The 25,421-nt window shown below is 49.1% G+C and carries 18 protein-coding genes, 2 tRNA genes and 1 rRNA gene; 15 read left to right on the plus strand and 6 right to left on the minus strand.

The genetic code is table 11. The features are described 5' to 3' along the window. Positions 1 to 41: 41 nt before the first annotated feature. Positions 42 to 1,307: a hypothetical protein gene (locus K7B67_RS21225; protein WP_252177843.1), complete on the minus strand. Its 1,266-nt coding sequence runs from the start codon at positions 1,305 to 1,307 to the stop codon at positions 42 to 44. A 126-nt stretch (positions 1,308 to 1,433) separates the two neighbouring features. Beyond that, positions 1,434 to 2,849: a transposase gene (locus K7B67_RS21230; protein ID WP_252177844.1), complete on the minus strand. Its 1,416-nt coding sequence runs from the start codon at positions 2,847 to 2,849 to the stop codon at positions 1,434 to 1,436. A 70-nt stretch (positions 2,850 to 2,919) separates the two neighbouring features. On the opposite strand from K7B67_RS21230, the gene tnpA reads away from it, so the two are divergent. Beyond that, entirely contained in the window at positions 2,920 to 3,372 is a 453-nt protein-coding gene (gene tnpA / locus K7B67_RS21235) for an IS200/IS605 family transposase (RefSeq protein WP_252177845.1), read from the plus strand. Between the two features lie 192 nt (positions 3,373 to 3,564). Further along, positions 3,565 to 4,596 carry a phosphoserine phosphatase SerB gene (gene serB, locus K7B67_RS21240; RefSeq protein WP_252177846.1) on the plus strand — a complete coding sequence of 344 codons (1,032 nt, stop codon included), beginning with the start codon at positions 3,565 to 3,567 and terminating at the stop codon, positions 4,594 to 4,596. A 39-nt stretch (positions 4,597 to 4,635) separates the two neighbouring features. On the opposite strand, the gene K7B67_RS21245 is transcribed toward serB, so the two are convergent. Further along, entirely contained in the window at positions 4,636 to 5,697 is a 1,062-nt protein-coding gene (locus tag K7B67_RS21245; RefSeq protein ID WP_252177847.1) for a hypothetical protein, read from the minus strand. A gap of 783 nt (positions 5,698 to 6,480) precedes the next feature. Between K7B67_RS21245 and K7B67_RS21250 the strand changes: the two genes are divergently transcribed. The 3 genes from K7B67_RS21250 (at position 6,481) to K7B67_RS21260 (ending at position 10,147) form a co-directional block, all read left to right on the plus strand. Beyond that, positions 6,481 to 7,869, plus strand: a complete 1,389-nt coding sequence (locus K7B67_RS21250; RefSeq protein ID WP_252177848.1) for a serpin family protein — start codon at positions 6,481 to 6,483, stop codon at positions 7,867 to 7,869. Between the two features lie 180 nt (positions 7,870 to 8,049). Beyond that, positions 8,050 to 8,667, plus strand: a complete 618-nt coding sequence (gene gmk, locus K7B67_RS21255) for a guanylate kinase (protein ID WP_252177849.1) — start codon at positions 8,050 to 8,052, stop codon at positions 8,665 to 8,667. Between the two features lie 52 nt (positions 8,668 to 8,719). Beyond that, entirely contained in the window at positions 8,720 to 10,147 is a 1,428-nt protein-coding gene (locus K7B67_RS21260) for a hypothetical protein (protein WP_252177850.1), read from the plus strand. 94 nt (positions 10,148 to 10,241) lie between these two features. Here K7B67_RS21260 and K7B67_RS21265 read toward each other — a convergent pair whose 3' ends face one another. Further along, positions 10,242 to 12,038 carry an aminopeptidase P family protein gene (locus K7B67_RS21265; protein WP_252177851.1) on the minus strand — a complete coding sequence of 599 codons (1,797 nt, stop codon included), beginning with the start codon at positions 12,036 to 12,038 and terminating at the stop codon, positions 10,242 to 10,244. Positions 12,039 to 12,287: 249 nt separating this feature from the next. Here K7B67_RS21265 and rpoZ point away from each other — a divergent pair, with 249 nt between their 5' ends. From rpoZ to K7B67_RS21280, 3 genes are all read left to right on the plus strand, one after another. Continuing rightward, on the plus strand, positions 12,288 to 12,539 hold the full coding sequence (rpoZ, locus tag K7B67_RS21270) for a DNA-directed RNA polymerase subunit omega (RefSeq protein WP_252177852.1): 252 nt from the start codon (positions 12,288 to 12,290) through the stop codon (positions 12,537 to 12,539). Between the two features lie 63 nt (positions 12,540 to 12,602). Beyond that, on the plus strand, positions 12,603 to 14,732 hold the full coding sequence (gene spoT, locus K7B67_RS21275) for a bifunctional GTP diphosphokinase/guanosine-3',5'-bis pyrophosphate 3'-pyrophosphohydrolase (RefSeq protein WP_252180625.1): 2,130 nt from the start codon (positions 12,603 to 12,605) through the stop codon (positions 14,730 to 14,732). Between the two features lie 13 nt (positions 14,733 to 14,745). Further along, positions 14,746 to 15,132 carry a RidA family protein gene (locus K7B67_RS21280; protein WP_252177853.1) on the plus strand — a complete coding sequence of 129 codons (387 nt, stop codon included), beginning with the start codon at positions 14,746 to 14,748 and terminating at the stop codon, positions 15,130 to 15,132. 308 nt (positions 15,133 to 15,440) lie between these two features. Here the strand turns inward: K7B67_RS21280 and K7B67_RS21285 are convergent, their stop codons facing one another. Together K7B67_RS21285 and K7B67_RS21290 are read right to left on the minus strand one after the other, a co-directional pair. Continuing rightward, positions 15,441 to 16,358: a Gfo/Idh/MocA family oxidoreductase gene (locus K7B67_RS21285; protein ID WP_252177854.1), complete on the minus strand. Its 918-nt coding sequence runs from the start codon at positions 16,356 to 16,358 to the stop codon at positions 15,441 to 15,443. Positions 16,359 to 16,374: 16 nt separating this feature from the next. After that, positions 16,375 to 17,232, minus strand: coding sequence for an SDR family oxidoreductase (locus tag K7B67_RS21290; protein ID WP_252177855.1), 858 nt, complete (start codon positions 17,230 to 17,232; stop codon positions 16,375 to 16,377). Between the two features lie 201 nt (positions 17,233 to 17,433). Between K7B67_RS21290 and K7B67_RS21295 the strand changes: the two genes are divergently transcribed. The 7 genes from K7B67_RS21295 (at position 17,434) to K7B67_RS21325 (ending at position 25,406) form a co-directional block, all read left to right on the plus strand. Further along, a complete protein-coding gene (locus K7B67_RS21295) occupies positions 17,434 to 18,351 on the plus strand; it encodes a hydrogen peroxide-inducible genes activator (RefSeq protein WP_252177856.1) in 918 nt (305 codons plus the stop codon). 26 nt (positions 18,352 to 18,377) lie between these two features. Continuing rightward, positions 18,378 to 20,462 (plus strand): ATP-dependent DNA helicase RecG, encoded by a 2,085-nt coding sequence (gene recG, locus K7B67_RS21300; RefSeq protein WP_252177857.1) that lies wholly within the window; start codon positions 18,378 to 18,380, stop codon positions 20,460 to 20,462. Positions 20,463 to 20,745: 283 nt separating this feature from the next. Continuing rightward, positions 20,746 to 21,204 (plus strand): RDD family protein, encoded by a 459-nt coding sequence (locus K7B67_RS21305; protein WP_252177858.1) that lies wholly within the window; start codon positions 20,746 to 20,748, stop codon positions 21,202 to 21,204. A 213-nt stretch (positions 21,205 to 21,417) separates the two neighbouring features. Then, on the plus strand, positions 21,418 to 22,944 hold the full coding sequence (locus tag K7B67_RS21310) for a SulP family inorganic anion transporter (RefSeq protein WP_346658283.1): 1,527 nt from the start codon (positions 21,418 to 21,420) through the stop codon (positions 22,942 to 22,944). Between the two features lie 609 nt (positions 22,945 to 23,553). Continuing rightward, positions 23,554 to 25,095, plus strand: a 16S ribosomal RNA gene (locus tag K7B67_RS21315). Positions 25,096 to 25,236: 141 nt separating this feature from the next. Next, positions 25,237 to 25,313: transfer RNA gene (locus K7B67_RS21320), tRNA-Ile, on the plus strand. A gap of 17 nt (positions 25,314 to 25,330) precedes the next feature. Continuing rightward, positions 25,331 to 25,406, plus strand: a tRNA-Ala gene (locus K7B67_RS21325). The last annotated feature ends 15 nt before the right edge of the window (positions 25,407 to 25,421 follow it).

Below are 25,421 nucleotides of genomic sequence, written 5' to 3' on the forward strand. Positions count from 1 at the left end.
TGTTGGAATTAAGACTGTCCTACTGCGGTCGTAGTAAATTATTATTCTTGTTCAGCCTCCTGGTTTTCATCTTGATCTCCACCTTCGCCTTCGGCCACACCTTCGCCTTCGGTTACACCTTCATCTTCTTCATCTGATAGTTCCATATCCACACCAGTGGCACGTTGCACAGCACGCAAGAGTCCCGGTAGCTCATCCCTTGGTACCATCTCTGCACCTCGGCCAGTAAGCATTAAATTCCCTCCTGGAGAATCAAAACCCGCAGAAACGGTATTTGCACCGCCCCTCCAGACGGGTACACCCTGTTGTGAGGCCGACGATTTTTTTACAGGCGCAACAGCAGCTGGCTCAGGGAAGCGTTCTAGGACAGCATTGATCTTGTCATCTCTATTTCTGGGATACTCTCTTCTAATTTGTTTGGCAATCAAATAACCAACTGCAGTTACTGCGCTTTCAGACTCCGGCAATGCCGCTGAAGCTCCCTCAGTTGCACCGTCAGCGGTTTGGGATGCTTTATCTATCGCACTTTGCTTTTTGGATACCAAATAATTGTAAAGTCTCTTCAGCTTTAGTGGTTGCTCTTTCCTGCAGAATTTTTTCTTAAATTCATCTATCCCAAGAGCGATTTCAGGAAAAGCTGAACGCAACAAAGAATAAAGCGTGGCTACTGTCAGCGATTTCTCCACCATGAACCTCAGCATCATCATAGTGTCACTGACATCTTCGTTATCCGGGTAGTTTTCATAATTCATATAAGCAGTCACTTCTACAAAAGTTGGCGTGACCGGATAATCCAGAAAGTCAGAGAGTAGTGCTTTGTTGTCGTTTATTCCCAGTAGTCCATAATGTGCCGGTAAGAGTGACTTGCCCTGAATGCCAAGACCTGAAAGAGAAAAAATAGCCCGGCCCGGAGTCAGGTTGCCGGAAAAAGACTGCCCCGTTTTTTCAGTATGAATCGAACTATCAACAGGCAAAAAAACAGCTTTTTTATTTTCTACCAGACTCTGCAAATCAATGCGCTTCTGGTCGCCTGAAATATCAGTCACAATCAGAGACTGGCGAGCATCTGCCCGAAGCCTGATTCTATTTTTCTTGTTAATGTCTGAAATAAGTAGCACTGAACCTTTTTGGGAATCAAAAAATGGAGTGAAACCCTGGATGGATAGAATCGTATCCTCCTCAACAATAATGGAACCATCGCCCAGCACTATAGATAATGGCGAAGGCGTTGGCCGAAAATCTCCTTTAACCGTTCCGGTTGTAACGAAAGTAAAAAATAACAATGTTTGCCACAGGCTTACTCGCATTGAAAATACCTAACATTTAAACTGGTTCAGCTTTTATTCCATCCAGCAGCACGACAGCATCCTTGGCTGTAGCTCTAGAGTTCTTGCCAGTCGTCCCGTTCTGATGTCTGACAAACTCTACGTGAACTACTCGCCCCTAAAGGAGCGAGCTTCCAATACTAAGCAAGCTACCGGAGTAGTTACCGTTCTTTTCTTTTTTGACGTTTCACTGCGAGCTGCGGGAGAGGGCTTGCCCTTTCCCGACTTACATTTCGCTCCACGTCCTTTAGTTAGCACAGGAATTCCTTTGCCAACCAACTCCGTTCCAGAGTCCATGAAAAACTTAATTGCTCGTTTCTTGATTACGATGCTGGCGTTTCTGTCAGCGTTGTCAAAGTGTCCACATTGACCGCAAAGAAACCGTTCTTGTGTCTTGCGGTTGTCGGGGTGAGTGTGACCGCAATCAGCACACTCTTGACTCGTAAAGGGTGCAGGCACTTTGAATACAGCTTTGCCTGCTTTTGCTGCTTTATATCGGGTACAGGTTTCCAAGAAGTGCCATCCTACGTTGAGAATGGCCTTGTTCAGTCCGGCTTTTTGTTTCGCCTTGTTGGAGATGAACTTTCCGTTTTGATCTTTTTTTGCTTTTGGCCTGCGAGTCATTTTTGAGGTTTTCAGATCCTCGAAAACAATGACCTTGGCCTTGCTATCGACCATTTTTCTGCTGGTTTGGTGGCAGAAGTCTTGCCGAATGTTGGCTACTTTCTTGTGCTGCCTGCTAATCCTGTTCTTTGTTTTCTGACGACGGTTAGAGCCTTTGGTTTGGCGAGACAAACGGCGCTGAAACCTCTTTAGGTATCGCTGGCGCTTATCCATGCTCTTTGTCTGGTTTTCTGTAAAGTCGTAAGGCTTAACGCCAGTATGAACAGGTATAGCAACACCTCGATCCACGCCGATAACATGCTCTTCCAGCCATTCTTTGGAAGCACCTTTAAGGTATTCCAAATGCTCTTTTTCTGTTGCTGGTTCTTCTGATCCATCGTCATAACAGAAAGAAACAGAGTACTGACCAGCCTCTTTCCTAATGTAAATGGATTTTGGTTCGTTGAATGGACGGTGAGTTTTAAACGACAAATAACCAATATTGTTGGTCTTTGTACCAATGAAAAGACGGGTTACACCATCTTCACAGATATCGAACCGGAACACTTCATTGGTGAGATAAATGCTGCCCTTGTCGGATTTTGGCTTTTTCTTTGGCTTGCCGCACTGGCCATTGATGTGTTTTTGGTAGGTCTTATACCAGTTGGTAGCCGAGTTTCTGATTATCTGACTGGGACAATCGGATAACCAGGGTGATAACTCTTCGCTTTTGAATTGGGCTGCCTTTGTGTCAACAGGGGCATGCGTACCTATGGGGCAGTATTTTTTTGCGTAAGTGCTGTAATAACGATGTTCATCACATTTCGCATTCCAGATAAACCGAGCGCAACCCATCCACTGAGACAGAACCAACTTTTGCTGATCTGTTGGATTGGCTTTGAGTCGGATACCTTGAAGCATTACATAACCTGTTGAATTGAATGGCTTCATGCTAGTCTGGCTAGAAACCTCTGTCAAATATGAGGTTTGTATGTACAAATATAGATCCGGTAGATCATGTGTATTTAGGAATAACGTACACCTAGTATTTGTTACTAAATACCGTAAAAACGTGTTCACCAAGGAAATGATTGACCGACTACGTGAAATATTTTCAGAGACCTGTCTTCAGATGGATTGTGAGCTAATGGAATTTGACGGGGAGCACGATCATATTCACGCAATGGTTACTGTTCACCCAAAGCTGGCAATCTCTAACTTGGCAGGCAAGCTAAAAGGAAAATCGTCGTATATGCTAAAGCGTGAATACTGGGAGCGCATAAAGCCAATGTTATGGGGAAAACACTTCTGGAGTCCGAGTTATTGCTGTATATCAGCAGGTGGTGCCAGTATGGAGACAGTTAAAAAATATATTGAAAGCCAGAGAACAGCGCCTTCAGAAAAGTCTGTTAAAACTTCTAAGCGACTGTCACAGCAAGGCTAACGCCTTGCGCTGGCTAGACCCGCCCCTGAAGGAACGGGTTTGCGCCAGCATTTCGATCAAGCCGACAGTGTAGATTGCTTTTTAATTCTCAGGGCTTTTTTTCAGTATCGATGGGGTTTGAGTTTAATAACCTGACCGACAATAATCTGCCCTTTGCCTTACAATAGAGGTCGACAAGAAGGGAGGTGAACGGTGAGAGAGATTCTGCTGATCAATATGACAGAGCAAGAGAAACTCGGCCTAATGGCGACCATAACGTCCATCATGGCTGATAAAGACTATGAACAAAGAGTATCCGAACAGAGCAAGAATCATTACACCCTGACCCTGCTGTCCCGAAACGTCACGACAGAGCAAGTCGCCGGTGCCGTTAATATCACGGCAGACTACGGTTTGAATATACATCAGATTACCCGGCTGTCTGGTCGTTGTCTGGAGTTCTCGGTCAGGGGAGCGGCTCCCGATCTGGACACACTAAGGGCAGACTTTCTGCACATTTCCCCAGAGCTGGATATGGATCTGGTTTTTCAGGAAGACGACACTTATCGTCAAAATCGCAGACTGGCGGTGTTTGATATGGACTCTACCCTGATTGAAGCTGAAGTCATCGACCGGCTGGCTGAAGCGGCAGGTGTGGGTGACAAGGTGGCAGACATCACTGAAAGGGCCATGCAGGGCGAACTGGATTTTAACGAGAGTTTTCGTGAAAGGCTGGCCATGCTGAAAGGTCTGGATGAGTCGGTTCTGGCAGACATAGCGGAACAGCTGCCCATCATGGAAGGCGCTGAAAAGCTGTTTAAATACCTGAACGCACTGGGTTATAAAACGGCCATCCTGTCAGGCGGTTTTACTTACTTTGCTCATTTCCTTCAAGAGCGATTGGGGATCAATTATATCTTTGCCAATGAACTGGACATTGTCGATGGCAAAGTGACCGGTGTCGTCAAAGGCGAGATCGTCAATGGCGAGCGCAAGGCAGACCTTCTCAAACAGCTTGCCCGGAAAGAAGGCGTTTCTTTGCAGCAGACCATTGCCGTAGGTGATGGAGCGAATGATTTACCCATGCTCGGTGTCGCCGGATTGGGCGTTGCCTTTCGGGCCAAGCCTGTGGTCAGGCAAAGCGCCAGACAGTCTATCTCAACATTGGGCCTGGACAGCCTGCTCTACCTCTCAGGTTTCAGTGACGAAGACCTGCAAATGTTGAATGAAATCCCGCTTCTTTAGCAAAAACGCTGTAAACCCCCGCTCAGTCGGGGGAGCTGTTCACAGTGCTCTGACACAGACACTGCAAAGAACAGAGCGTGTGTCGTTTTTTGATTGATTTAGTGGACCCGAGCAAATCAAACATCCCTGGGTTTCTTCTTCTGTGGCTCCTCCCACTGCTCCTTCTGACACCCCGCTGTTATCATCTGAATCCACTGCTTCATGGGAATCTGGCCGATCATCCTCCACTAATATAGGCAAGGATGCGATGTCAATACCCAGAATTATGTGCACAAACTCATACATGCTTTCAAGGCTTTTCAGGACCGCAGGCATAGAAAGTATTTTGCTGACGTCGTCGTTTGCCATCACCAGGTAGCTTTTCCTCAGAAAGTCATATTGCAAAAATCTTTGCAGCACTTCTTCCAGTGTTTTTGGCCAAACTCGTCCAAATTGGATGTAATATTGAGAAGCTATTCCCATTGCCCATAAAGCGATCAAAAGAGCCGTTTCACTGTCCAGATTTGCCGCATTAAGCTGATTGGCAAAGCCTTGCGGAGAGTGATATTCGCTGAGATTACCAGACATCAGAGAATTGGATACCGCTTGATGGTAGCTGTTTCGGGTAAAATGTTGGTGCAGCTGAGCAAAGTACCGTTCAAATTCTGCCATGGAAAGAACATGAGGGCTAAGAAAAGCAAGAAATATCAGGGCAAAACCGTCATTTACATTGTCATAGCCAGGTTGGATTGATGCTATAGATCGATTGAAATAGTTATAATGAGGGTTAGCCTTGCCATTGATGGTGGGTGAATTAAATAATTGTTCGAAGAGTATTGCTGCCATTTCATTCATTCTTATTCGATCTATCTCTGTGGTTTTTGTGGTCACATTTATAGTGAATACACGAAACATCAATCTCAACATTCTCTGAATACGCGCATGCCGATATTGAGGATCCCCTATGTTTACGTAATTAGAGTAAAAGTTTGACAGATGTCTGAAGTCTTGCTCATTAAACAGAGGGTCATTATAGATTTCCAGTCGATCATCTCCATATACATCGTCAGACGTTAAATTTAGTCTGAAAAAGCCAATACGAATATTCTCAAATGGGTTCATGATGGGAGTGTCTGCGTCTTTTTGTTGTTCTTTTGAAGTGGGCTTCAGGTTTTTTTATAATACTGGCGAAATTCTTCAAGGTTGTAGGTGTCGTCTGTCAGCCCATGCTGAGAAATAAACAAAAATACTGAAAACAAAAGTACCTTAAAGGCATGTTTTAGGGTCATTGATTTGTCCGCACTCTTAAAAAGAATTTAACTAGGAGCCTGACCGAGAATAGCTGCCCTACTGCGGCGACAGCAAATTGGTCTAAAAATCCGCTTTTGTTCGTCAAATAGCTAGCTATTCTCCTCACAAAACCGAATTTTTATCCTCAATTTTCTGCCGTCCTCGCTACGGGCGCTATTCTCGGTCAGGCTCCTAGAATAGCCGTCATCAAAATTCCTGCAGGGTTTTTGTGTTTAGCAAAATCGTCGTAAACCCTCGCCCAATCGGGCTGTCTTGCTGTGTGAGCCAATTAATACCATTATTCAGCTCATAAATTGAGCCGAATAGAATTTTCAATCGGCTCACTACTCCAGGTAAGCTCGTAAGTTGTGACATTGCATCCTTTTGATGATGGTAATGGGCGGTTAACCCAGGCTATTACTGATCAGGCCCTGGCGCAAGCTGGTGCCCAAAGTACTCGGCTTTACATGCCCAGCGCGATCCTGAGTCAATCCCAGCGTGGGGAGATGGACGCAGTACCCGGTATCAGGTCGTTCGTAAATAATCAGACGCTGCTGGAACTTTAATAGGATTTAACGATCAAAAAACCCGTACCCAAACCATAAGGAGGTGGATATGTACACGGTTTCAAACGGTTTTAACCCACAAGTGGCCGCCCAGGGCCCTCAAGCCCCAGCAAATACGGCACCGGCATCACAGGCTCATACTCATTTAAGTCAAACGGATGTGCAGCACCACATCAGCAAGCTGCTTGGGGAGCTGTCATTAAAGTTACTGCATTCTAGCGATGAGGACAGCGTGGCTTTGTCTTCTGAAAGCCTTGCCCAGTTACTGGGTCTCATGGTGGCAGCCATGGACGACAGTGACAAGACGAACCGCGAGAAGGAAAAACTCCTGGGACTGGAAAAAGGCTCATGGTCACCCGAGCTGGAAAAGATGATTCACTCAGAGCTGGGTAAGTTAAGCAAAAGTCACCCATATCAGCCACCAAACCAACGGTCGCTGGTCGCTACCCAGAACTTTTTGGTATCAGCCTATCAGAGCTGCGAACAATCCTTAGATACAACACTGAAAGAATACTATGGAACTGAAAAGTTAGTGCCGGTCGGCAACGAGTCGGTCGCCGACCGGACCATTGAGTTTGTTAAAAAAGCGACTCATGGGAGAGTTCCAAATGTCCTTGAGGGGATTGTTTCTGAACGTGAACAGAAAGATATGCCGTTTATTTTCGGCAATGTATTGAATGTCGATGGCCGTTGGCAAGATCCTTTTAAGAGTAAGGATACTTCTGAGAGATGGTTCACCTGTGCCAATGGTAACACTGTCAAGAACATTCAGATGATGGAACAAACCGGAACGTTCAGATACAAAAAATACTGTGATTTCTTCGCCATTGCTAAAGGCTTGCAGTCTGACAGCCCGGATTATCAGGTTGACCTTATTGCCATTATTCCTGACAAGGAGTCATTGTATTCAATCAGTGATCTTGATTGCGATACTCTCAAAGAGCTGACTTCTAATGTCACACGCCCATTATGCAGAACATCAGAGTTTTGCCTGAAACTCCCGAAAATTGCCATTGATTGCGCAATGGAAGATTTACAAACGAGCATTGAAAAAATTCAGGGTGTGAAAATTACCTCCGAAAGTCTGGTATCCAAGTTAAACTTTCCTCAAAGCAAATGTGGTTTTGTTGAGACAGTCCAGGTCGTCAAGGCTGATGTTAATGAACAAGGTGCTTATGTAGAGGCCAAGACTGCAACAAGGATGACTCGGTCAGGTGGTTTTGGTGCTAGAGAAGCATCCTTTGATCGCCCCTTTTTCCTGGCTATAGTTAAAACGGACAGCAATGGTGAACAACGCCAACTGATGGCCTCGCTGGTCCAGGACCAACGTTTTCTGGTTCCCTCAGAGAACGGGATAGAAATTGTGAACAGTGGTTCCGAAAGCCATTCTAATGGTTTCCATAGCGGCAATATTTTCTATGATTCTGATTCTGATTGACATCCTCCCCGTCGTGATCGACGGGGATTCCTTCAGCTAGACGTTCATGCCCGACCGCAGTGTATATTCAGCCGAGTGAGCATCGGACGTTTTTCATGCATGGACACCCTCCCTGATAGTGTACAATTACCAACACTCGTACCCCGTCTGGGAGCCCCACTGCTGTCGTCTGGAGATATCATGGCAAATAAAGGCAAACTCTATATCATCGCAGCCCCCTCAGGAGCCGGTAAAACCAGTCTGGTTAAGGCGATGGTTCAATCGACTCCCCACGTGAAGGTATCCGTTTCCCACACAACCCGTCCGATTCGCCCCGGTGAAACCGACGGTATGAACTATCACTTCACCAGTAAGGACATCTTTCTGGAATTGATGAACCAGGGGCAGTTCCTGGAACATGCAGAAGTATTCGGGAATTACTACGGCACTTCTGAAGCCTGGGTTCAGGAACAGTTGGATACCGGCGAAGACGTGATTCTTGAAATTGACTGGCAGGGCGCCCAACAGGTGCGCAAGTTAATGCCTGAAGCGGTCAGCATTTTTATTCTACCGCCTTCCAAAGAAGCACTTCGTGAGCGTTTGATCGGTCGTGGTACCGATGATTTGGAAGTGATTGAACGTCGTATGAATCAGGCTGTGAATGAGATGTCTCATTACGCAGAGTTTGATTACCTGGTGATCAACGATGAGTTTGATCTGGCTTTGCGTGACTTGCAGACAATAATAAGGAGTCGTCGTCTATCTATTGGCTGGATGCAATACTACAAGTCCAGTCTGATTGATGGTTTGCTGAACTGACCGTCCGATTTATCCATGCTGATTAGTTGCCAGGCCCTGTCTGGCACTAGGCATGAACTATAATTCACATCTTTTTTCAAAAGGTGTGAAGATGAAGTACGTTCTGCAGTTGTTTCCCCTTACTTTTTTGCTGTCCAACATTTTGATAGTGAATTCTGCCCATTCAGATGAAAGTGAGGGATGGGTTGTTAATAATTCCGTTTCATTAATCGCTGATAAAGCGGACTCATTTATCGTGCCAATGGCAGCTGCCGTCGGTGGCGGCGGTTTTGGGCCGTATCCCGGAGGTGGTTTTGGTCGAGGGGGAGGAGGAAGTCCCTTGCCAGTGATCACGCTTATGTTGAAACACGCCTACGTAAAGCCGGATCTGCAGCAAAGCAGTGGTAATCAGTCGTCTAGTCAGCAGGGTTCCGAACAACGCCGTCAGGCAGGTAGAAGTGTTTTTGGACAGAGTCGCTCAGGAGATGAGTTGCCACCGGATGATTACATGGATTTAGAAAAACAGCCGCAGGAATTTGAAAGCTTACTAGCTGAGCTTGAAAAAGAAATGGGTAAGCTGGTTGGAGAAGTGGTTCTACTCACGGGTCTTTATGGAACTTTGCTGCCAGTCGATCGGTACCAAAGAGAACAGACGACACAGTTAAGGGACATGTTCAAAGCTTTTGTGAAGAAGTGGCGAAATCGCGGTAAATTGAGACTGATTGTTGTGACCGATACCATTCTTGGTTGCGATCAGTGGCGGGGCTTTTCTGATCATCAGCTCCCTGAGCCTGATTACCTGATATCCGTTGGGAGTAGCACTGAAGTCTTTTATGGCAGAGCGAATGTGATGGCTCGTTCAGGCACCGGATTTTTTAGCGCTCTGGTGCCCAGGTTCAGCTTGTTTCCAGACAACTTGATTCCCAGGTCCGATGGTTTCTATTTCGATCGATATCTGACATTCATAGCTGACTTGGAAGATGAGCTGGCAGCACGACTTGCGTCAGAGGGGGTGTTTATTACCGATGTCGAAAAACCTGAGTTAGCTCCAATTTATACTTTCAAAGTGATTCCTGAAATGGATCTTAGTCAGGAAGAAAACAGGGAACGGTTGAAGCAAGGGATATTAAAACTGTTTGGTGTCCTTCCCATGCTCCAGTTGAAATCCGGTACGCAAGAAGTGAGACTCTCATTACCTATGACTAAAGGGGAATGGATGAGCAGGCTGGCAAGAGCGATGGGAGTGAGTCAATCTACTATTATTGCGGTCGGCGAAACTGAGTTTGATGAGGATCTGCTGGCACCCGGGAAAAGCAGTCATTTTTCGGTTCATACAGCCGTTGTTGTGGGTAACGCAGACCGTGACTTTAAGGAGAAAATGAAGGGACGTCATGGAGTGGTCATGAGTACCTTTAGCGGTATTCTCGGGGTGGCGCAGGGCTTTTTAAGCGGGTTAAGGAAGATTGTGATCAATCAGGGCGCGAAAGCTGCAGAGGTTTGAGCTTTTCTGGCTACTCAAACAGTGTTTTTGAAGATGGAATTAAACGGCAGCCATCAGGCTGCCATTTTGTAGATATACAACTATTGACTTGTGATTAGATGGCTTCTGTGGCGCCGATCAGCCACTCCAGGTCTTCTCCTTCCAGAAGTGGCGATAACTCACGTCTCACTTTGGCGTGGTAATTATTCAGCCACTGGATTTCCTCACTATTGAGTTTATTGAGCAACAGCGGACGGGTATCAATGGGTGCCAGCGTCAAATCTCTCAGTTTGTAGAAAACGCCGAATTCGGTTTCGGTATCTTCTTCAACCAGCATGATATTTTCGATCCGCATACCGTGCTTGCCATCACGATACATCCCCGGCTCATTGGTGATCAGCATACCGGGTTTCAAAGCCACATCCAGAAAGTATGGGCTGACACTGTGGGGTCCTTCGTGCACATTCAGAAAATAACCCACACCATGGCCGGTACCGTGGTTGTAATTCTGACCTTCAGCCCATGCCGGTTGTCTTGCCAGCATGTCCAGCTGAATACCACGGGTACCCCGCAGAAAACGGGCCCGGGCCAGATTAATGTAACACTTGAGCACCAGGGTATAGTCGTTCTTTTCTTCTTCGGTCATTTCACCGCAGGCAAAGGTACGGGTAATGTCTGTGGTGCCATCTTCGTACTGGCCGCCTGAATCCACCAGTAGCAGTCCTTTTGGCTGAACCGTCAGGCAGGTTTCCTGGTCAGCACAATAATGAATCACCGCGCCATTGGAGCCATATCCGATAATGCTCGAAAAGCTTGGGCCTTTGAATTCAGGAGCCAGCGCCCGGAATGCCCGAAGCTGTTGATCCAGAGTGAATTCGGTCTGGCTTTCTGTGGCAATCTGACCTTCGAGCCAGCGCATAAAACGCACCATGGCGACACCATCGCGACGATGACAGTCATCCATGCGTTTGATTTCAATGGGGTTTTTAACCGCTTTGAGGTTTCTGGCCGGGCTGGTGGCCTCAACCACATCGACGCTGTCTGCGATAGCGTCGACCAGCCACTGACTGGTGGTAGCGGGGTCAATCAACAGCGTTGTGTGGTTGAGTGATGACAGGCTATCAGCAATCGCTGGGTAAGCTCTCAACTCTACCGAAGAAGCTTTCAGCGCTGCCAAAGCTTCTTCCTCTATACGACGGTCGTCAATAAAGAGTTGTGCTGAGTCGTTGGTGATATGAGCGTAAGCAAGAAAAACCGGGTTGCATTCAACATCAGAGCCACGCAGGTTGAACAGCCAGGCAATGTCGTCCAGGGCGGTGAGCAGAACATGATCGGCTCCGGCTTCTGCCATTTCTTGCCGTACTTCAGCCAATTTTTCTTCACGGCTTTTTCCTGCCATTGCATCGCTGTGGAGGAAGACGGGCTCAGCTGGCATGGCGGGGCGGTTTTGCCAGAGTTCATCCAGCAGATCAAGATCGGTTTTCAGGGACAGGCGTTTGCTATCAAAGGATTTTTCGAGACTTCTGACGAATTTCAGGCTCACAACCTTGCCGTCAAAGCCAACGACCTGACCTTCTTCAAGGTGATCGGCCAGCCATTCGTTGATAGGGGGGGCATCAGGCTGCCCCTGTTTCATCAGTTCAATGCCGCTGCCTGCCAGCTGTTCTTCAGCCTGAAGAAAATAGCGGCCGTCGGTCCATAATGCCGCCCGCTCCTGAAGGACGACGACGGTACCTGCCGAGCCATCAAACCCGGACAGCCAGGCGCGTCCAGTCCAGCGGTCGGCAACGTATTCGCTCTGGTGTGGATCGGAGCTTGGAATAATCCAGGCATGAATGTTCTGGCTTTTCATCGCTGATTGCATGGCTGCCAGTTTTTCTGGCGCCGTCAGCTGACTCATTGTCGTTGTCATAAGTTTTGTTCTGAAATGTCTGTGGCGCAGTAATAATGTCAGCTGATGACGATACTATCAATAGACCTTTCAGAGCATGACGACTGACCCGTTCCGGGGTTGTTTGGACTCTGGCCGTAAAGTACACTGCAAGGTCGGCAAACAAGTTGTTTCAGCCATACAGCAAAAGTGCTCTTTCTTATTCCCGGTTGGGCTTGGGGGTGAATAGGAAAGAGAATTTCCACAGTGATCAAATTTGAGAGGTGAGCAGTGGCTCGAGTAACCGTAGAAGACTGTCTGGATAATGTTGATAACCGCTTTGAGCTGGTGATGGTCGCTTCCAAGCGTGCCCGTCAGCTGGCGATTGGTGGCAAGGATCCCAAACTGGAGTGGGAAAACGACAAGCCCACCGTTATGGCTCTGCGCGAAATTGCAGAAGGCCTGGTAACCCCTCTGTCTGTTGAAGAGAAAGTGGTAGACGAAGACGAAGCCGCCATGTTCCTGGCGGGTGTTGAGGGTTAATAGCTCCGGATCTCTCCCGGAGATATTCTGGATGGCTGGATGGCTGCACAGGAGGAGCGGGCTTTGCTAACTATTGAAGAGTTTGCCGGCCGCTTGAAGTCCTACCTGAATCCCGAACAGGTCAACCTTGTTCGTAGGGCTTACTATTACGCTGAACAGGCACACGACGGTCAGACCCGGCGTAGTGGTGAGCCTTATATTACCCACCCGCTCGAGGTGGCTGCGATTCTCGCAGACATGCACATGGACCATCACAGCCTGATGGCTGCCATGCTGCATGATGTTATCGAAGATACCGGAGTTGAGAAAACAGCCATTAACGAGCAGTTCGGTGCAGTCGTAGCCGATCTGGTGGATGGCGTCAGCAAGCTGACGCACATGCAGTTTGAAAACAAAACTCTGGCCCAGGCTGAAAACTTCCAGAAAATGGCTCTGGCCATGGCGCGGGATATCCGGGTCATCCTGGTCAAGTTGTCAGATCGACTCCACAACATGCGTACCCTGGGGGTGCTAAGACCCGACAAGCGTCGTCGGATTGCCAGGGAAACGCTCGATATCTACGTACCCATTGCCAATCGTCTGGGTATGCACAATCTGCGGATTGAGCTGGAAGATCTCGGCTTTCAGGCCATGTACCCCATGAGATCCCGAATGATACGTCAGGCGGTTAAAGAAGCCCGGGGTAATCGTAAGGATCTGGTGGGGCAGGTTCAGAAAGCCATTGCTGCCCGTCTTGAAGAAGTGAGCCTGATGGGTCGGGTCGTTGGGCGGGAAAAGCACCTTTACAGTATCTATCGAAAGATGCGTAACCAGAGCAAGTCCTTTGCTGAAATCATGGACATGTTTGCATTTCGCATCATTGTCGACAGTGCTGACTCCTGTTACCGTGCCCTGGGCATGGTTCACAACCTCTACAAGCCGATTCCGGGGCGCTTCAAAGACTACATTGCTATCCCCAAGGCCAACGGCTATCAGTCGCTTCATACCAGTCTTTTTGGTATGCACGGTGTTCCCATTGAGATCCAGATCCGTACCCAGGAAATGGAAGATATGGCTAATAATGGCATTGCTGCTCATTGGCTCTATAAATCCGGGGACGAAGCGCTATCCGGCAGTCATGCCCGTACACGTCAGTGGCTGAAAGGTGTACTGGAGCTGCAAAAAAATGCCGGTGATTCACTGGAGTTTATTGAAAACGTCAAGATCGACCTGTTTCCGGATGAAGTCTACGTTTTTACCCCAAAGGGTCATATTCTCGAATTACCCAAGGGCGCTACTCCTGTTGATTTTGCCTACACCGTTCATACGGATGTCGGCAACACCTGCGTCGCCTGTCGTATAGATCGTCGTCTGGCATCCCTGAGTCAGCCATTGCAGAGTGGGCAGACGATAGAAATTGTCACGGCATCTGGTGCAAGGCCTAATGTCACCTGGTTGAATTTTGTGGTGACCGGCAAAGCCCGATCCAATATACGTCACTTCCTCAAAAACCAGCGGCGCAACGAATCCATCGCGCTTGGCCGTCGACTGCTGAACAAGGCTCTGGTCAGCTTCGAGAGTCATCTGGATGATATGGACGAGCAGGCCTTGCAGGGTCAGATTAAAGCGCTCAAATGCGATACTCTGGATGACCTTCTGGAAGACATTGGTTTAGGCAACCGCATGGCCTACGTCGTTGCGCGTATGCTAATGGAGCCTGGCAGTGTGAAAACCGAGAAAACCCAGATTGATACGTCTGACTTTGAAAGGCCGCTGTCAATCCGGGGCACAGAAGGCATGGTGATCAGCTTTGCCAAATGCTGTTATCCGATTCCGGGCGATCCGGTGGTCGGCAATGTCAGCTCAGGCCGTGGCATCGTCATTCATACGGAAAGCTGTAAAAACATTGTTGATATTCGTCACAGCCCTGAAAAAGTGCTGGAAGTAGACTGGGATAAAGATGTTTCCGGCGAGTTCATGGTAGAGCTGCTGGTGGAGCTGGAACATCATCGTGGCATGATTGCTTCTTTGGCCACCAGTGTCACCGCTGTGGAAGGCAATATTGAAAAAATCAGCATGGAAGAGCGTGATGCCAGTTTCTGCATGGTGCAGCTGGTGATCAAGGTGAGGGACCGTCTCCATCTGGCCCGAATCATCAAACGCCTTCGTGTCATTAAGGGCGTTCACTCCATTAACCGTCGTAGAGTAGCCTAGCCGGACAAAAAACATGAGTAACAGACAGACCATCAACACTGAAAATGCACCTCAAGCCATTGGGACTTATTCTCAAGCGGTTAAGGCGGGAACCACTGTTTATGTTTCCGGCCAGATTCCCCTGGTTCCCCAAACCATGGAGTTGGAGCAGGGAGACTTCAAGGCCCAGACCCGGCGCTGCTTTGAAAATCTGAAAGCGATTGCCGAAGCAGCTGGCGGCGAACTTCAGGATGCCGCAAAAGTAGGCATTTTCCTGACTGACCTTAGCAACTTTAGTGCGGTCAACGAAGTGATGGCCGAGTACTTCACTCAACCTTACCCCGCCCGTGCTGCTATTGGTGTGAAAGAGCTGCCCAAAGGTGTGCCGGTTGAGATTGATGCCATTCTGGAGTTGAGGTAGTTTTTTAACAACGGTCCGGGAATCATTATCAGGGTTATCGAATGAGCGTGAGACCCGCACCGAACTAGTGCAGCCAAGCTCCGATATCCGTACACCCCTCGCTCCTACGCTCCAGATTATCAATGGCACCCAAGCTCCGCTCAGGGTGAACGGAGCTAGAGTGCCATTGATAGAGGGAACCCGTCAATTTCATTGAAACCGTGTACTAAGTGGGTGATGTAAGCTCGGTTTTTGTGGAGCAAGCCTGTGAACTATCACGGCAATTTTTTCAGGGGACATAACCAGTTTCTTTGAGTCAACTGCTCTGCTTAATTGGTGGTTGAATCTGACAGGTGTGTGCACAGAGCTTCGCAGAGTAAATGAGAATTCAGATTACGTTGCGTCAGTTCGCAGGCCTGTCGTCCTTCGTGTACGACACTGACCCAGTGATCGATCATGTCGTGAAAACCTTTAGACTTTAGCATCGGGGTCCAGTCAGGCAGACTCAAGGTCTGTTCTTCATTGCCTTGCCATCGAAGGCCTGATGTAAAAGAATCGAAACGAAAAGAGGTATTTGGGTAATCAGCCTGAATCGTTTCACGGGTTTTTCCAGCCATACGATTCATAGACGCCTGCAAGAGAGTTTTGCCAGCTTGCCATTGAATATCCAGTCGTGCCAGATTGCTGCCAGTCTTCTGATAATAAATAGATAGATCTTCCGGGGAGGTATCACCTTCTATATTGATACTGTCCAGAGCATGAATGAAGTCGTCAAAAACAAAGGTTCTGAGTTCGCCTGACAGATGGTATCGGTGTTTTTCCCAGCGTAGAGCCAGCAGATCACTTTTCTCATAAAGGTGCTGGTTTAGCAGTGGTAAATATCGACGATTGAAGCCCATAAACAGGGGCTGATTCTTTTTGGCTGCCAGTTCGTAAAGTGCTTCACATTGGCTGTAATGATCAGAGAGTGGCTTGTCGACAAACACTGGTAATCCAGTGTTCAAAAAGAACCGGGCTATCTCAAAATGGGAAGGGGTTGAGCTGTGAATCATCACTGCATCTATGTCATGTGTGGGCAGAGATAGGTAATCTGTAAAGGTTTCAGTAATTCGGTATTGCCTTGCCAGATAATTAAGGGCTTCGGCGTTTCTTGTACAAAAAATCAGTTCCAGATCTGCCTTTTGGGTCAATACAGGCAGGTAAGCTTTTTGGGCAATGCCGCCTAATCCGATAATCGCTATTTTCATACTTGTTCAACAATGATTATTCAACAGTAGTCGAGCTCAACAGCTCTGAGTAGCCAGCCTTATAGTCTGGAAACCTGAACCTGTAACCCGCATCAATGATTTTTTGATTGCTGCAACGTTTGCTGCTTCTTTGAGGCGCAGGATGGCTGTCATCCAGCGTTATATTGAGTTGCTCTGCCAGCCAGTGCAGCACTTCGTACATGGGAGCCGGTTCGTGATCAACACCCAGGTACAGGGAGTCAACAGGAAGCTTTTGTTCATCACGGTGAATCAGGTGAGCAAGGATACCGGCGCAATCATCCCGATGAATGCGGTTGCCATAAACGACAGGTTCTGCACTACAGCCTTCACCAGTCTTTACCCGGTTGATCATGTGGTTTCTTCCGGGCCCGTAAATACCGCCAAAACGAACCGCTGTTGCAGGAAAAGGACTGTTGATTAAAATCGCTTCTGCTTCCAGCATGATCTTCCCGGAATAACGGTCAGGGTTCGTGGGCGACGTTTCATCCACCCACTGACCTTCATTCTGGTGATAACTGCCGGTACTGGAGGTAAACAGTACCCGCTCTGGCCGCTGGCCTTCTGCCTGAAGGCGGGAAAGCACGTTGGCAAGCCCCTTTAAATAGGCGTTGCGGTAATGGTCTTCACCGGGTCCGTCGGCGGCGGCCGCATAAACGACATAGTCTATCTTGTCAGGCCATTGGCCCAGCTGTTCCGGGTCCGACAGATCGCCCCGTACAGGATGAACGCCCTGGGGCAAACGGTCGATGTTCCGACGTAATCCCCAGACGGAGTAATGGCCTGTGTCCAGAAGTTGTAGTGCCAATTGGCAACCGACATCGCCGCAACCGGCGATCAATACATTTTTGTTCATAGGGGCCCCGTAAAAAAGAAGGACACCCGTGAGTGTCCTTTATCTTCGATGAATTGCAAGTAATCTTGTTAAAATGGAGTGCTTCTCTCTGCTGCTTTGGTGATTTATCTTCCGCTTTTGGCAGAAGCCACAGGAATAGTTTGAAAAAAAAACTGTTTAAATTTACAGTGTTCTGATTATTTTCAGGCAGGCTCCATTATTATGACTCTCACAGAATTGCGCTATATCGTGACTCTTGCCCAGGAGCAGCATTTTGGGCGTGCTGCTGCCCAGTGCCATGTCAGTCAGCCGACCCTCAGTGTCGGAGTGAAAAAACTGGAAGATGAGCTTGGAGTAGCCCTGTTTGAACGATCGCGCAATTCGTTACGGGTGACCCCCATGGGGGAAAAGGTCGTCCACCAGGCCCGGAAAGTTCTGGAAGAAGTATCAGGGATCAAACAGATTGCCAAGACCGGGCGCGATCAGTTGGCCTCACCCCTGAGAGTGGGCGCCATCTACACCATTGGGCCTTACCTGTTTCCACACCTTGTGCCCCAGTTGGCGCAGGTAGCACCTGAAATGCCGCTGTACATTGAAGAGAACTTCACCGCGGTGTTGCGAAAAAAACTGAGAATGGGCGAGCTGGACGCTATTATTATCGCACTGCCGTTTACCGAGCCGGATGTCTTGACCCTGCCGCTGTACGACGATCCTTTCAGGGTTTTATTGCCAGCCGGGCATCCTTGGCAATCAAAGCAGGAGGTAGACCCCGCAGAACTGGTGAACGAAGAGTTACTGCTTCTGGGGCAAGGCCACTGTTTCAGGGATCAGGTCATGGAGGCCTGCCCGCTTCTGGCTCAGAAAGACGATGTGGGTGGTGAAGAAGGCGGTGGCATTGAAGCTTCTTCTCTGGAAACGATCCGCCATATGGTGGCTTCCGGAATGGGCATCAGTGTACTGCCTGAATCGGCTCTGGTCGGCAATTATTATGCTCCCGATGTCCTGTCATCTAAACCTTTTCGCTCACCGTCACCCAGTCGAACGGTGGCTTTGGCCTGGCGTGCCAGCTTCCCGAGACCCAAGGCAATAGATGCATTATCCAGTGCTCTCAGACTATGCTCTGTCCTGGAAGGCAAATGAATAAAAAGTAATAGCCGTGAGGTGATATGGTGAAGCCCCTGCATGAGACTCCTGTGACAGCACTAAAAGGTGTTGGGGCGGCGCTCGCCGACAAGTTGGCAAAAATTCATATTCATAACCTGCAAGACCTGCTTTTTCACCTGCCCCTGAGATATCAGGATCGTACCCGCATTACGCCCATTGCTGCTATTCATCCGGAAGGGGATTATGTTATTCAGGGCTCCGTTGTCGCTGCTGATGTTTTGATGGGGAAGCGTCAGAGTCTGCTTTGCCGTATCAGTGATGGCACCGGTTCTGTCGGGTTGCGGTTCTATCATTTCTCCAGCGCACAGCGGAATCATCTCAAACCGGGCACCGAGGTTCGTTGTTTTGGACAGCCCCGCAGGGGAGCCAGCGGCCTGGAGATCTATCACCCTGAATACCGGGTGATCAAGCCGGATCATGATCTGGAGGTTGAGGAAACCCTGACGCCAGTTTATCCGGCCACCGAAGGGCTCACCCAGCAGAGAATCCGAAGTCTTTGTGAGCAGGCCCTGGGCCAGCTGAATCATCCTGATGCCCTTCAGGAGTGGCTGCCTGAAAATGTCAGATGGCAATACCAGTTAGGGTCGCTGGTGGATGCCCTGGAGTTCCTGCACTCGCCGCCCCCCAATGTTTCTGTTGAACTGCTTTCTGAAGGTCGCCATCCGGCGCAAATACGGTTGGCTTTTGAAGAGCTTCTGGCTCACAACCTGAGTATGCAGAAGTTGCGAAGTCTGATCCGTACGGTAAAAAGCTATGCCATGCCACCCGGGCAGACACTCACCCGTGACTTTCGTAAACAGCTGCCATTTTCCCTGACCGGCGCTCAAGAAAAGGTACTGGCGGAAATCAGTCAGGATATGATGGAGCCTGATCCCATGTTGAGGCTGGTTCAGGGTGATGTGGGTTCGGGTAAAACCGTGGTGGCTGCTCTGGCTGCCCTTCAGGCGATAGAGAATGGTTATCAGGCGGCGGTTATGGCACCCACGGAAATATTGGCTGAGCAGCATGAGAAAAATTTTAAGGAATGGCTGAAACCGTTGGGGATTTCTGTCGCCTATCTGTCAGGAAAAACCAAAGGTAAAAAGCGTCAGCAGGTTCTGGAAGACATTGCCCAGGGTGACGCGGCTGTGGTTGTCGGTACTCATGCCCTTTTTCAGGAAGAGGTGCAGTTCAAAAAGCTGGGTCTGGCCATTATCGATGAACAACATCGTTTTGGTGTGCACCAGAGAATGGCACTGCGAAAAAAAGGCGAGTTGAACGGTGGCCAACCTCATCAGCTGATTATGACCGCAACACCGATCCCCCGAACGCTGGCCATGAGCGCCTATGCTGACTTGGATTGTTCGGTCATCGATGAACTGCCCCCGGGCCGAACACCGGTTAATACCGTTGTGATTGGCGATGACCGCCGTGACCAGGTGATAGAGCGCCTGCGCTCAGCCTGTTTGGGGGGCCGTCAGGCGTACTGGGTCTGCACCTTGATTGAAGAATCAGAAGCTTTGCAGTGCCAGGCCGCCGAGGTGACTGCTGAACAGTTACGTGAGGCACTGCCTGAGCTTTCCATCGGGTTGGTCCATGGTCGAATGAAAGCGGCTGAAAAGCTTGAAGTCATGGCTGCTTTCAAGTCCGGGCATCTGCATCTGCTGGTGGCCACTACGGTGATTGAAGTGGGCGTGGATGTCCCTAATGCCAGCCTGATGATTATTGAAAATCCGGAGCGATTAGGTCTGGCTCAATTACATCAGTTAAGAGGTCGTGTTGGTCGGGGCAGTATAGCCAGTCACTGTCTTTTGATGTATCACGCCCCGCTTTCCCAGCAGAGCAGGGAGCGTTTGCAGGTGATGCGAGACTCCAGCGATGGCTTTGTTATTGCTGAAAAAGATCTGCAATTACGTGGACCGGGAGAAGTGTTGGGCACCCGGCAGACCGGGCTTGCCCAGTTCAAAGTGGCAGACCTTGAACGGGATGCCATTTTGCTGGATCAGGTCAGGGATGCCGCTCAGAAGGTGCTGAAAGAGGCACCACAAAATGTAGAGCCATTGGTGCTGCGCTGGCTGGGTCATGCTGAGAAATACGCTCATGTTTGATTTTTAAAAAAACAAAAATTCACTTGCAAACGTTCTGGCTAGGTATAGAATGAGAATCATTCTCATTACAACTAAAGGAGTTGCCTATCGAGACCAGACTTTTTGACCTGATAAACTGGTAAACAGCTACCAGTACTCGCATATCCTCATCGTTTTGGCGGCTCGTCCCAAGCCGCCTTTTTTCTTCCATCCTTTATTTATTTAATGCCCGGATTCTGTTGATTTCAGTTTTTTCAACTAATTTGGAAGAAACGAAAGATGATAATAAATGGAGAGAGCGACAATGTCTGAGCTGAATTCGAATTCTCAACAGTTAGAAAATCTCGAATATGCAGGGTTCCTCGACCGATTCTGGGCAACGTTGGTCGACACTCTGATTCTGATTGCCATTACTTTTTCCCTTACCATGATGATTGATGGCAATCAGCTGACGATTGCAGATTCAAGGCGACTTCTGGATCCGGCAGGTATCATTACTAACTTTGCGCTTCCGGTAGTGGCGGTGATCTTATTCTGGCATTACAAGAGTGCTACACCCGGTAAAATGGTTGTCTCAATGAAAATCGTTGATGCAAAAACGGGTCTTGCTCCGGGTCTGTTTCAGTCGGTCATTCGTTACCTGGCCTACTTTATCTCGATTTTGCCCCTGTTTCTGGGCTTTTTCTGGATCTTGGTGGATAAGAGAAAGCAAGGCTGGCATGACAAACTGGCGGGTACTGTCGTAGTGAGGCACAGAAAATAGATCATCCCATCCGGGATCGTGATATGCCCGTCGGGTTAAACGGGTTAAGGTCCGTGGTTTCTCAGGTTGTCTGGTCGTTGTCTTCTGTCAGTCTCTTCTTTAGAATCCGCGCGCTGTTTAACCCAGAGAAGTTATCCCCGAGAAGTTTCTCCCGACGGCCTGTCTGAATCGGAGGCAATATTGTTCGAACTTAGAGCTAATAAAGTAGCTACCATGAAAAACGACCTGCTATCAGGTCTGACGGTAGCACTGGCATTGGTGCCCGAAGCGGTAGCCTTTGCATTTGTCGCAGGAGTAGAGCCACTGGTGGGTCTCTACGCAGCATTTATGGTAGGGCTTATCACGGCTGCAATCGGTGGTCGTCCGGGTATGATTTCCGGTGCTACCGGCGCACTGGCTGTGGTGATGGTCAGTCTGGTGGCAGACCATGGCGTGCAGTACCTCTTTGCAACTGTTGTGCTGATGGGGATCATCCAGGTTTTGGCCGGGATGCTCAAGCTGGGTAAATTTATCCGCATGGTGCCCCATCCGGTGATGCTGGGCTTCGTTAATGGTCTGGCCATCGTTATTTTCCTGGCTCAGCTGGGTCAATTCGGCGTTGAAGGCGCAACAGGCTGGCTGTCCGGCACCTTTATGGAAGGCAGTGTTATTGACATAGCCTGGATGCAGGGCAGTGAACTTGGCATGATGCTGGGTCTGGTGGCTTTGACCATGGCTATTATCCACTTCCTGCCGAAGCTGACGACCGCTATTCCTTCTTCTCTGGCTGCTATTCTTGTGGTTTCTCTGCTGGTTATTGGTCTTGATCTGGATACCCGAACGGTGGGAGATGTCGCTGGCATTGCGGGTGGCCTACCTGAATTCAGCATTCCCATGGTGCCATTGAACATGGAGACCTTCCTGATCATTCTGCCTTACTCTCTGATTCTGGCGGCTATTGGTTTGATTGAGTCTCTGTTAACCCTGCGAATGGTCGACGAGGTGACTGAAACCCATGGCAGCTCTAACCGTGAATGCATGGGCCAGGGGGCAGCTAACATTGTCACTGGCTTCTTTGGTGGTATGGGAGGCTGTGCCATGATCGGGCAGAGCATGATCAACGTTAACTCCGGTGGCCGTGGTCGCCTGTCGGGTATTTCAGCAGCATTGTTCCTGCTGGCATTCATATTGGTGGCTTCCTCACTGATTGAGCGAATTCCGGTTGCAGCCCTGATCGGCGTCATGTTCATCGTAGTGATTGGTACTTTTGAATGGACAAGTTTTCGTATCATACGCAAAGTGCCCAAGGGCGATGCTTTTGTTCTGGTGTTGGTATCGGTCGTAACCGTTCTGACTGATCTGGCCGTGGCCGTTATTATCGGGGTTATTGTTTCTGCTCTTGTTTTTGCCTGGGAACACGCCAAGCACATTCGGATTGAGAAAAAAGAAGACCATAAAGGCTCCAGTGTTTACAAAGTGCACGGGCCCTTGTTCTTTGGTTCTACCACTCACTTTCTGGAACAGTTCTCACCGAAAACCGACAACAACGATGTCGTCATCGATTTTGCTGATTCCCGGGTGTGTGACCACTCTGGACTGGAAGCTATTGATACTTTGGCAGAGCGTTACACCAAGGCAGGCAGAACCCTGCACCTGCTGCACCTGAGTCAGGATTGTCAGAACCTGCTGAAGAAAGCAGGCAACATGGTGGAAGTGAATGTCATTGAAGATCCAAAATACTTTGTGGCTACCAATGCCTGATTGTTAAACAGATCGTATGGTGCATTCCGAGGGGCCCGGCTATTTTGCTGGGCTTCTTATTTCTGAGGGGGAGATAAAAATTAACCTTCTTAAGTATTAGGGAATGTTACGTGAGTACTTTGTCGTGTGTTGAACCCCTCGTGAAATTCTGTATAGTTCGCCTCCTCGAACGGAGCGGGCTGCCACAGCAGCAGAGCTGAATCATCTGATAAAAAGTCAGGTTGACAATATCTGCTGACTCGGTAGAATGCACCGCCGCTGAGACGGAAACGCAACGCTTACTGAGTAAGCGGATGCAGTCCCAGCGGGTTGAAAAGTCGCTTGGAAAACAAGCGCTTGACAACAACCGGCGCCAAGGTAAGATGAGCGCCTCGCTGAATGGCACTGACTGCTGATTCAGCCGGTTAAAACCTTCTTGTTTTAACTCAGTTCTTTAACAAATTATCAGACAATTCGTGTGGGCGCTTGTGCGAATGGCATCGGTCAACAGAGCTTTGCTCTGGAATGATTTAAATGCTGATCAAGCAAGCGAACATACCTGTAATTCATGTACGTTTAATTGCAAAGATTGAGCAGCGGACTGTTTTCAGACAGGAAGCAAAACGATTTAAACTGAAGAGTTTGATCATGGCTCAGATTGAACGCTGGCGGCAGGCCTAACACATGCAAGTCGAGCGGTAACAGGACTAGCTTGCTAGTTGCTGACGAGCGGCGGACGGGTGCGTAACACGTAGGAATCTGCCCGGTAGTGGGGGATAGCCCGGAGAAATCCGGATTAATACCGCATACGCCTTAAGAGGGAAAGCAGGGGATTCTTCGGAACCTTGCGCTATCGGATGAGCCTGCGTCGGATTAGCTGGTTGGTGGGGTAAAGGCCTACCAAGGCGACGATCCGTAGCTGGTCTGAGAGGATGATCAGCCACACTGGGACTGAGACACGGCCCAGACTCCTACGGGAGGCAGCAGTGGGGAATATTGCACAATGGGCGAAAGCCTGATGCAGCCATGCCGCGTGTGTGAAGAAGGCCCTAGGGTTGTAAAGCACTTTCAGCGAGGAGGAAAGGTTCAAGGTTAATACCCTTGAGCTGTGACGTTACTCGCAGAAGAAGCACCGGCTAACTCCGTGCCAGCAGCCGCGGTAATACGGAGGGTGCGAGCGTTAATCGGAATTACTGGGCGTAAAGCGTGCGTAGGCGGCTTGTTAAGTTGGATGTGAAAGCCCCGGGCTTAACCTGGGAATTGCATCCAAAACTGGCAAGCTAGAGTGCGGAAGAGGAGTGTGGAATTTCCTGTGTAGCGGTGAAATGCGTAGATATAGGAAGGAACACCAGTGGCGAAGGCGACACTCTGGTCTGACACTGACGCTGAGGTACGAAAGCGTGGGGAGCAAACAGGATTAGATACCCTGGTAGTCCACGCCGTAAACGATGTCTACTAGTCGTCGGGGATCTTGCATTCCTGGTGACGCAGCTAACGCGATAAGTAGACCGCCTGGGGAGTACGGCCGCAAGGTTAAAACTCAAATGAATTGACGGGGGCCCGCACAAGCGGTGGAGCATGTGGTTTAATTCGAAGCAACGCGAAGAACCTTACCTGGCCTTGACATCCTGCGAACCCTTTAGAGATAGAGGGGTGCCTTCGGGAACGCAGTGACAGGTGCTGCATGGCTGTCGTCAGCTCGTGTCGTGAGATGTTGGGTTAAGTCCCGCAACGAGCGCAACCCTTATCCTCAGTTACCAGCGATTCGGTCGGGCACTCTGGGGAGACTGCCGGTGACAAACCGGAGGAAGGTGGGGACGACGTCAAGTCATCATGGCCCTTACGGCCAGGGCTACACACGTGCTACAATGGTGCATACAGACGGTTGCCAAGCCGCGAGGTGGAGCTAATCTGAGAAAGTGCATCGTAGTCCGGATTGGAGTCTGCAACTCGACTCCATGAAGTCGGAATCGCTAGTAATCGTGAATCAGAATGTCACGGTGAATACGTTCCCGGGCCTTGTACACACCGCCCGTCACACCATGGGAGTGGGTTGCTCCAGAAGTAGCTAGCTTAACCTTCGGGAGAGCGGTTACCACGGAGTGATTCATGACTGGGGTGAAGTCGTAACAAGGTAGCCCTAGGGGAACCTGGGGCTGGATCACCTCCTTAAACGACGACCGACCTTTCATAAGCGTTCACACGAATTGTTTGATAACACCAACGACGAAAGTCGTCTGGTGTTGTTTTGTTCTTTAAAAAAGTGTGTTTAATGAATCGGTTGTTTTAGCATTGCGCTGAACCAACAGGATTGGGTCTGTAGCTCAGTTGGTTAGAGCGCACCCCTGATAAGGGTGAGGTCGGCAGTTCGAGTCTGCCCAGACCCACCAATCATGATTCGGGATATGGGGCTATAGCTCAGCTGGGAGAGCGCCTGCTTTGCACGCAGGAGGTCAGCGGTTCGATCCCGCTTAGCTCCACCATTAATCCGGACAACC

It is taken from the genome of Endozoicomonas sp. 4G (assembly GCF_023822025.1).
Lineage (GTDB): Bacteria > Pseudomonadota > Gammaproteobacteria > Pseudomonadales > Endozoicomonadaceae > Endozoicomonas_A.

Excerpts from the sequence above, each read along its gene's own strand:
- K7B67_RS21225 (WP_252177843.1), bottom strand. The coding sequence starts at position 1,307 with ATGCGAGTAAGCCTGTGGCAAACATTGTTATTTTTTACTTTCGTTACA.
- K7B67_RS21230 (WP_252177844.1), bottom strand. The coding sequence starts at position 2,849 with ATGCTTCAAGGTATCCGACTCAAAGCCAATCCAACAGATCAGCAAAAG.
- tnpA (WP_252177845.1), top strand. The coding sequence starts at position 2,920 with ATGTACAAATATAGATCCGGTAGATCATGTGTATTTAGGAATAACGTA.
- K7B67_RS21245 (WP_252177847.1), bottom strand. The coding sequence starts at position 5,697 with ATGAACCCATTTGAGAATATTCGTATTGGCTTTTTCAGACTAAATTTA.
- K7B67_RS21250 (WP_252177848.1), top strand. The coding sequence starts at position 6,481 with ATGTACACGGTTTCAAACGGTTTTAACCCACAAGTGGCCGCCCAGGGC.
- gmk (WP_252177849.1), top strand. The coding sequence starts at position 8,050 with ATGGCAAATAAAGGCAAACTCTATATCATCGCAGCCCCCTCAGGAGCC.
- K7B67_RS21260 (WP_252177850.1), top strand. The coding sequence starts at position 8,720 with ATGAACTATAATTCACATCTTTTTTCAAAAGGTGTGAAGATGAAGTAC.
- K7B67_RS21265 (WP_252177851.1), bottom strand. The coding sequence starts at position 12,038 with ATGACAACGACAATGAGTCAGCTGACGGCGCCAGAAAAACTGGCAGCC.
- K7B67_RS21280 (WP_252177853.1), top strand. The coding sequence starts at position 14,746 with ATGAGTAACAGACAGACCATCAACACTGAAAATGCACCTCAAGCCATT.
- K7B67_RS21285 (WP_252177854.1), bottom strand. The coding sequence starts at position 16,358 with ATGAAAATAGCGATTATCGGATTAGGCGGCATTGCCCAAAAAGCTTAC.
- K7B67_RS21290 (WP_252177855.1), bottom strand. The coding sequence starts at position 17,232 with ATGAACAAAAATGTATTGATCGCCGGTTGCGGCGATGTCGGTTGCCAA.
- K7B67_RS21295 (WP_252177856.1), top strand. The coding sequence starts at position 17,434 with ATGACTCTCACAGAATTGCGCTATATCGTGACTCTTGCCCAGGAGCAG.
- recG (WP_252177857.1), top strand. The coding sequence starts at position 18,378 with ATGGTGAAGCCCCTGCATGAGACTCCTGTGACAGCACTAAAAGGTGTT.
- K7B67_RS21305 (WP_252177858.1), top strand. The coding sequence starts at position 20,746 with ATGTCTGAGCTGAATTCGAATTCTCAACAGTTAGAAAATCTCGAATAT.
- K7B67_RS21310 (WP_346658283.1), top strand. The coding sequence starts at position 21,418 with ATGAAAAACGACCTGCTATCAGGTCTGACGGTAGCACTGGCATTGGTG.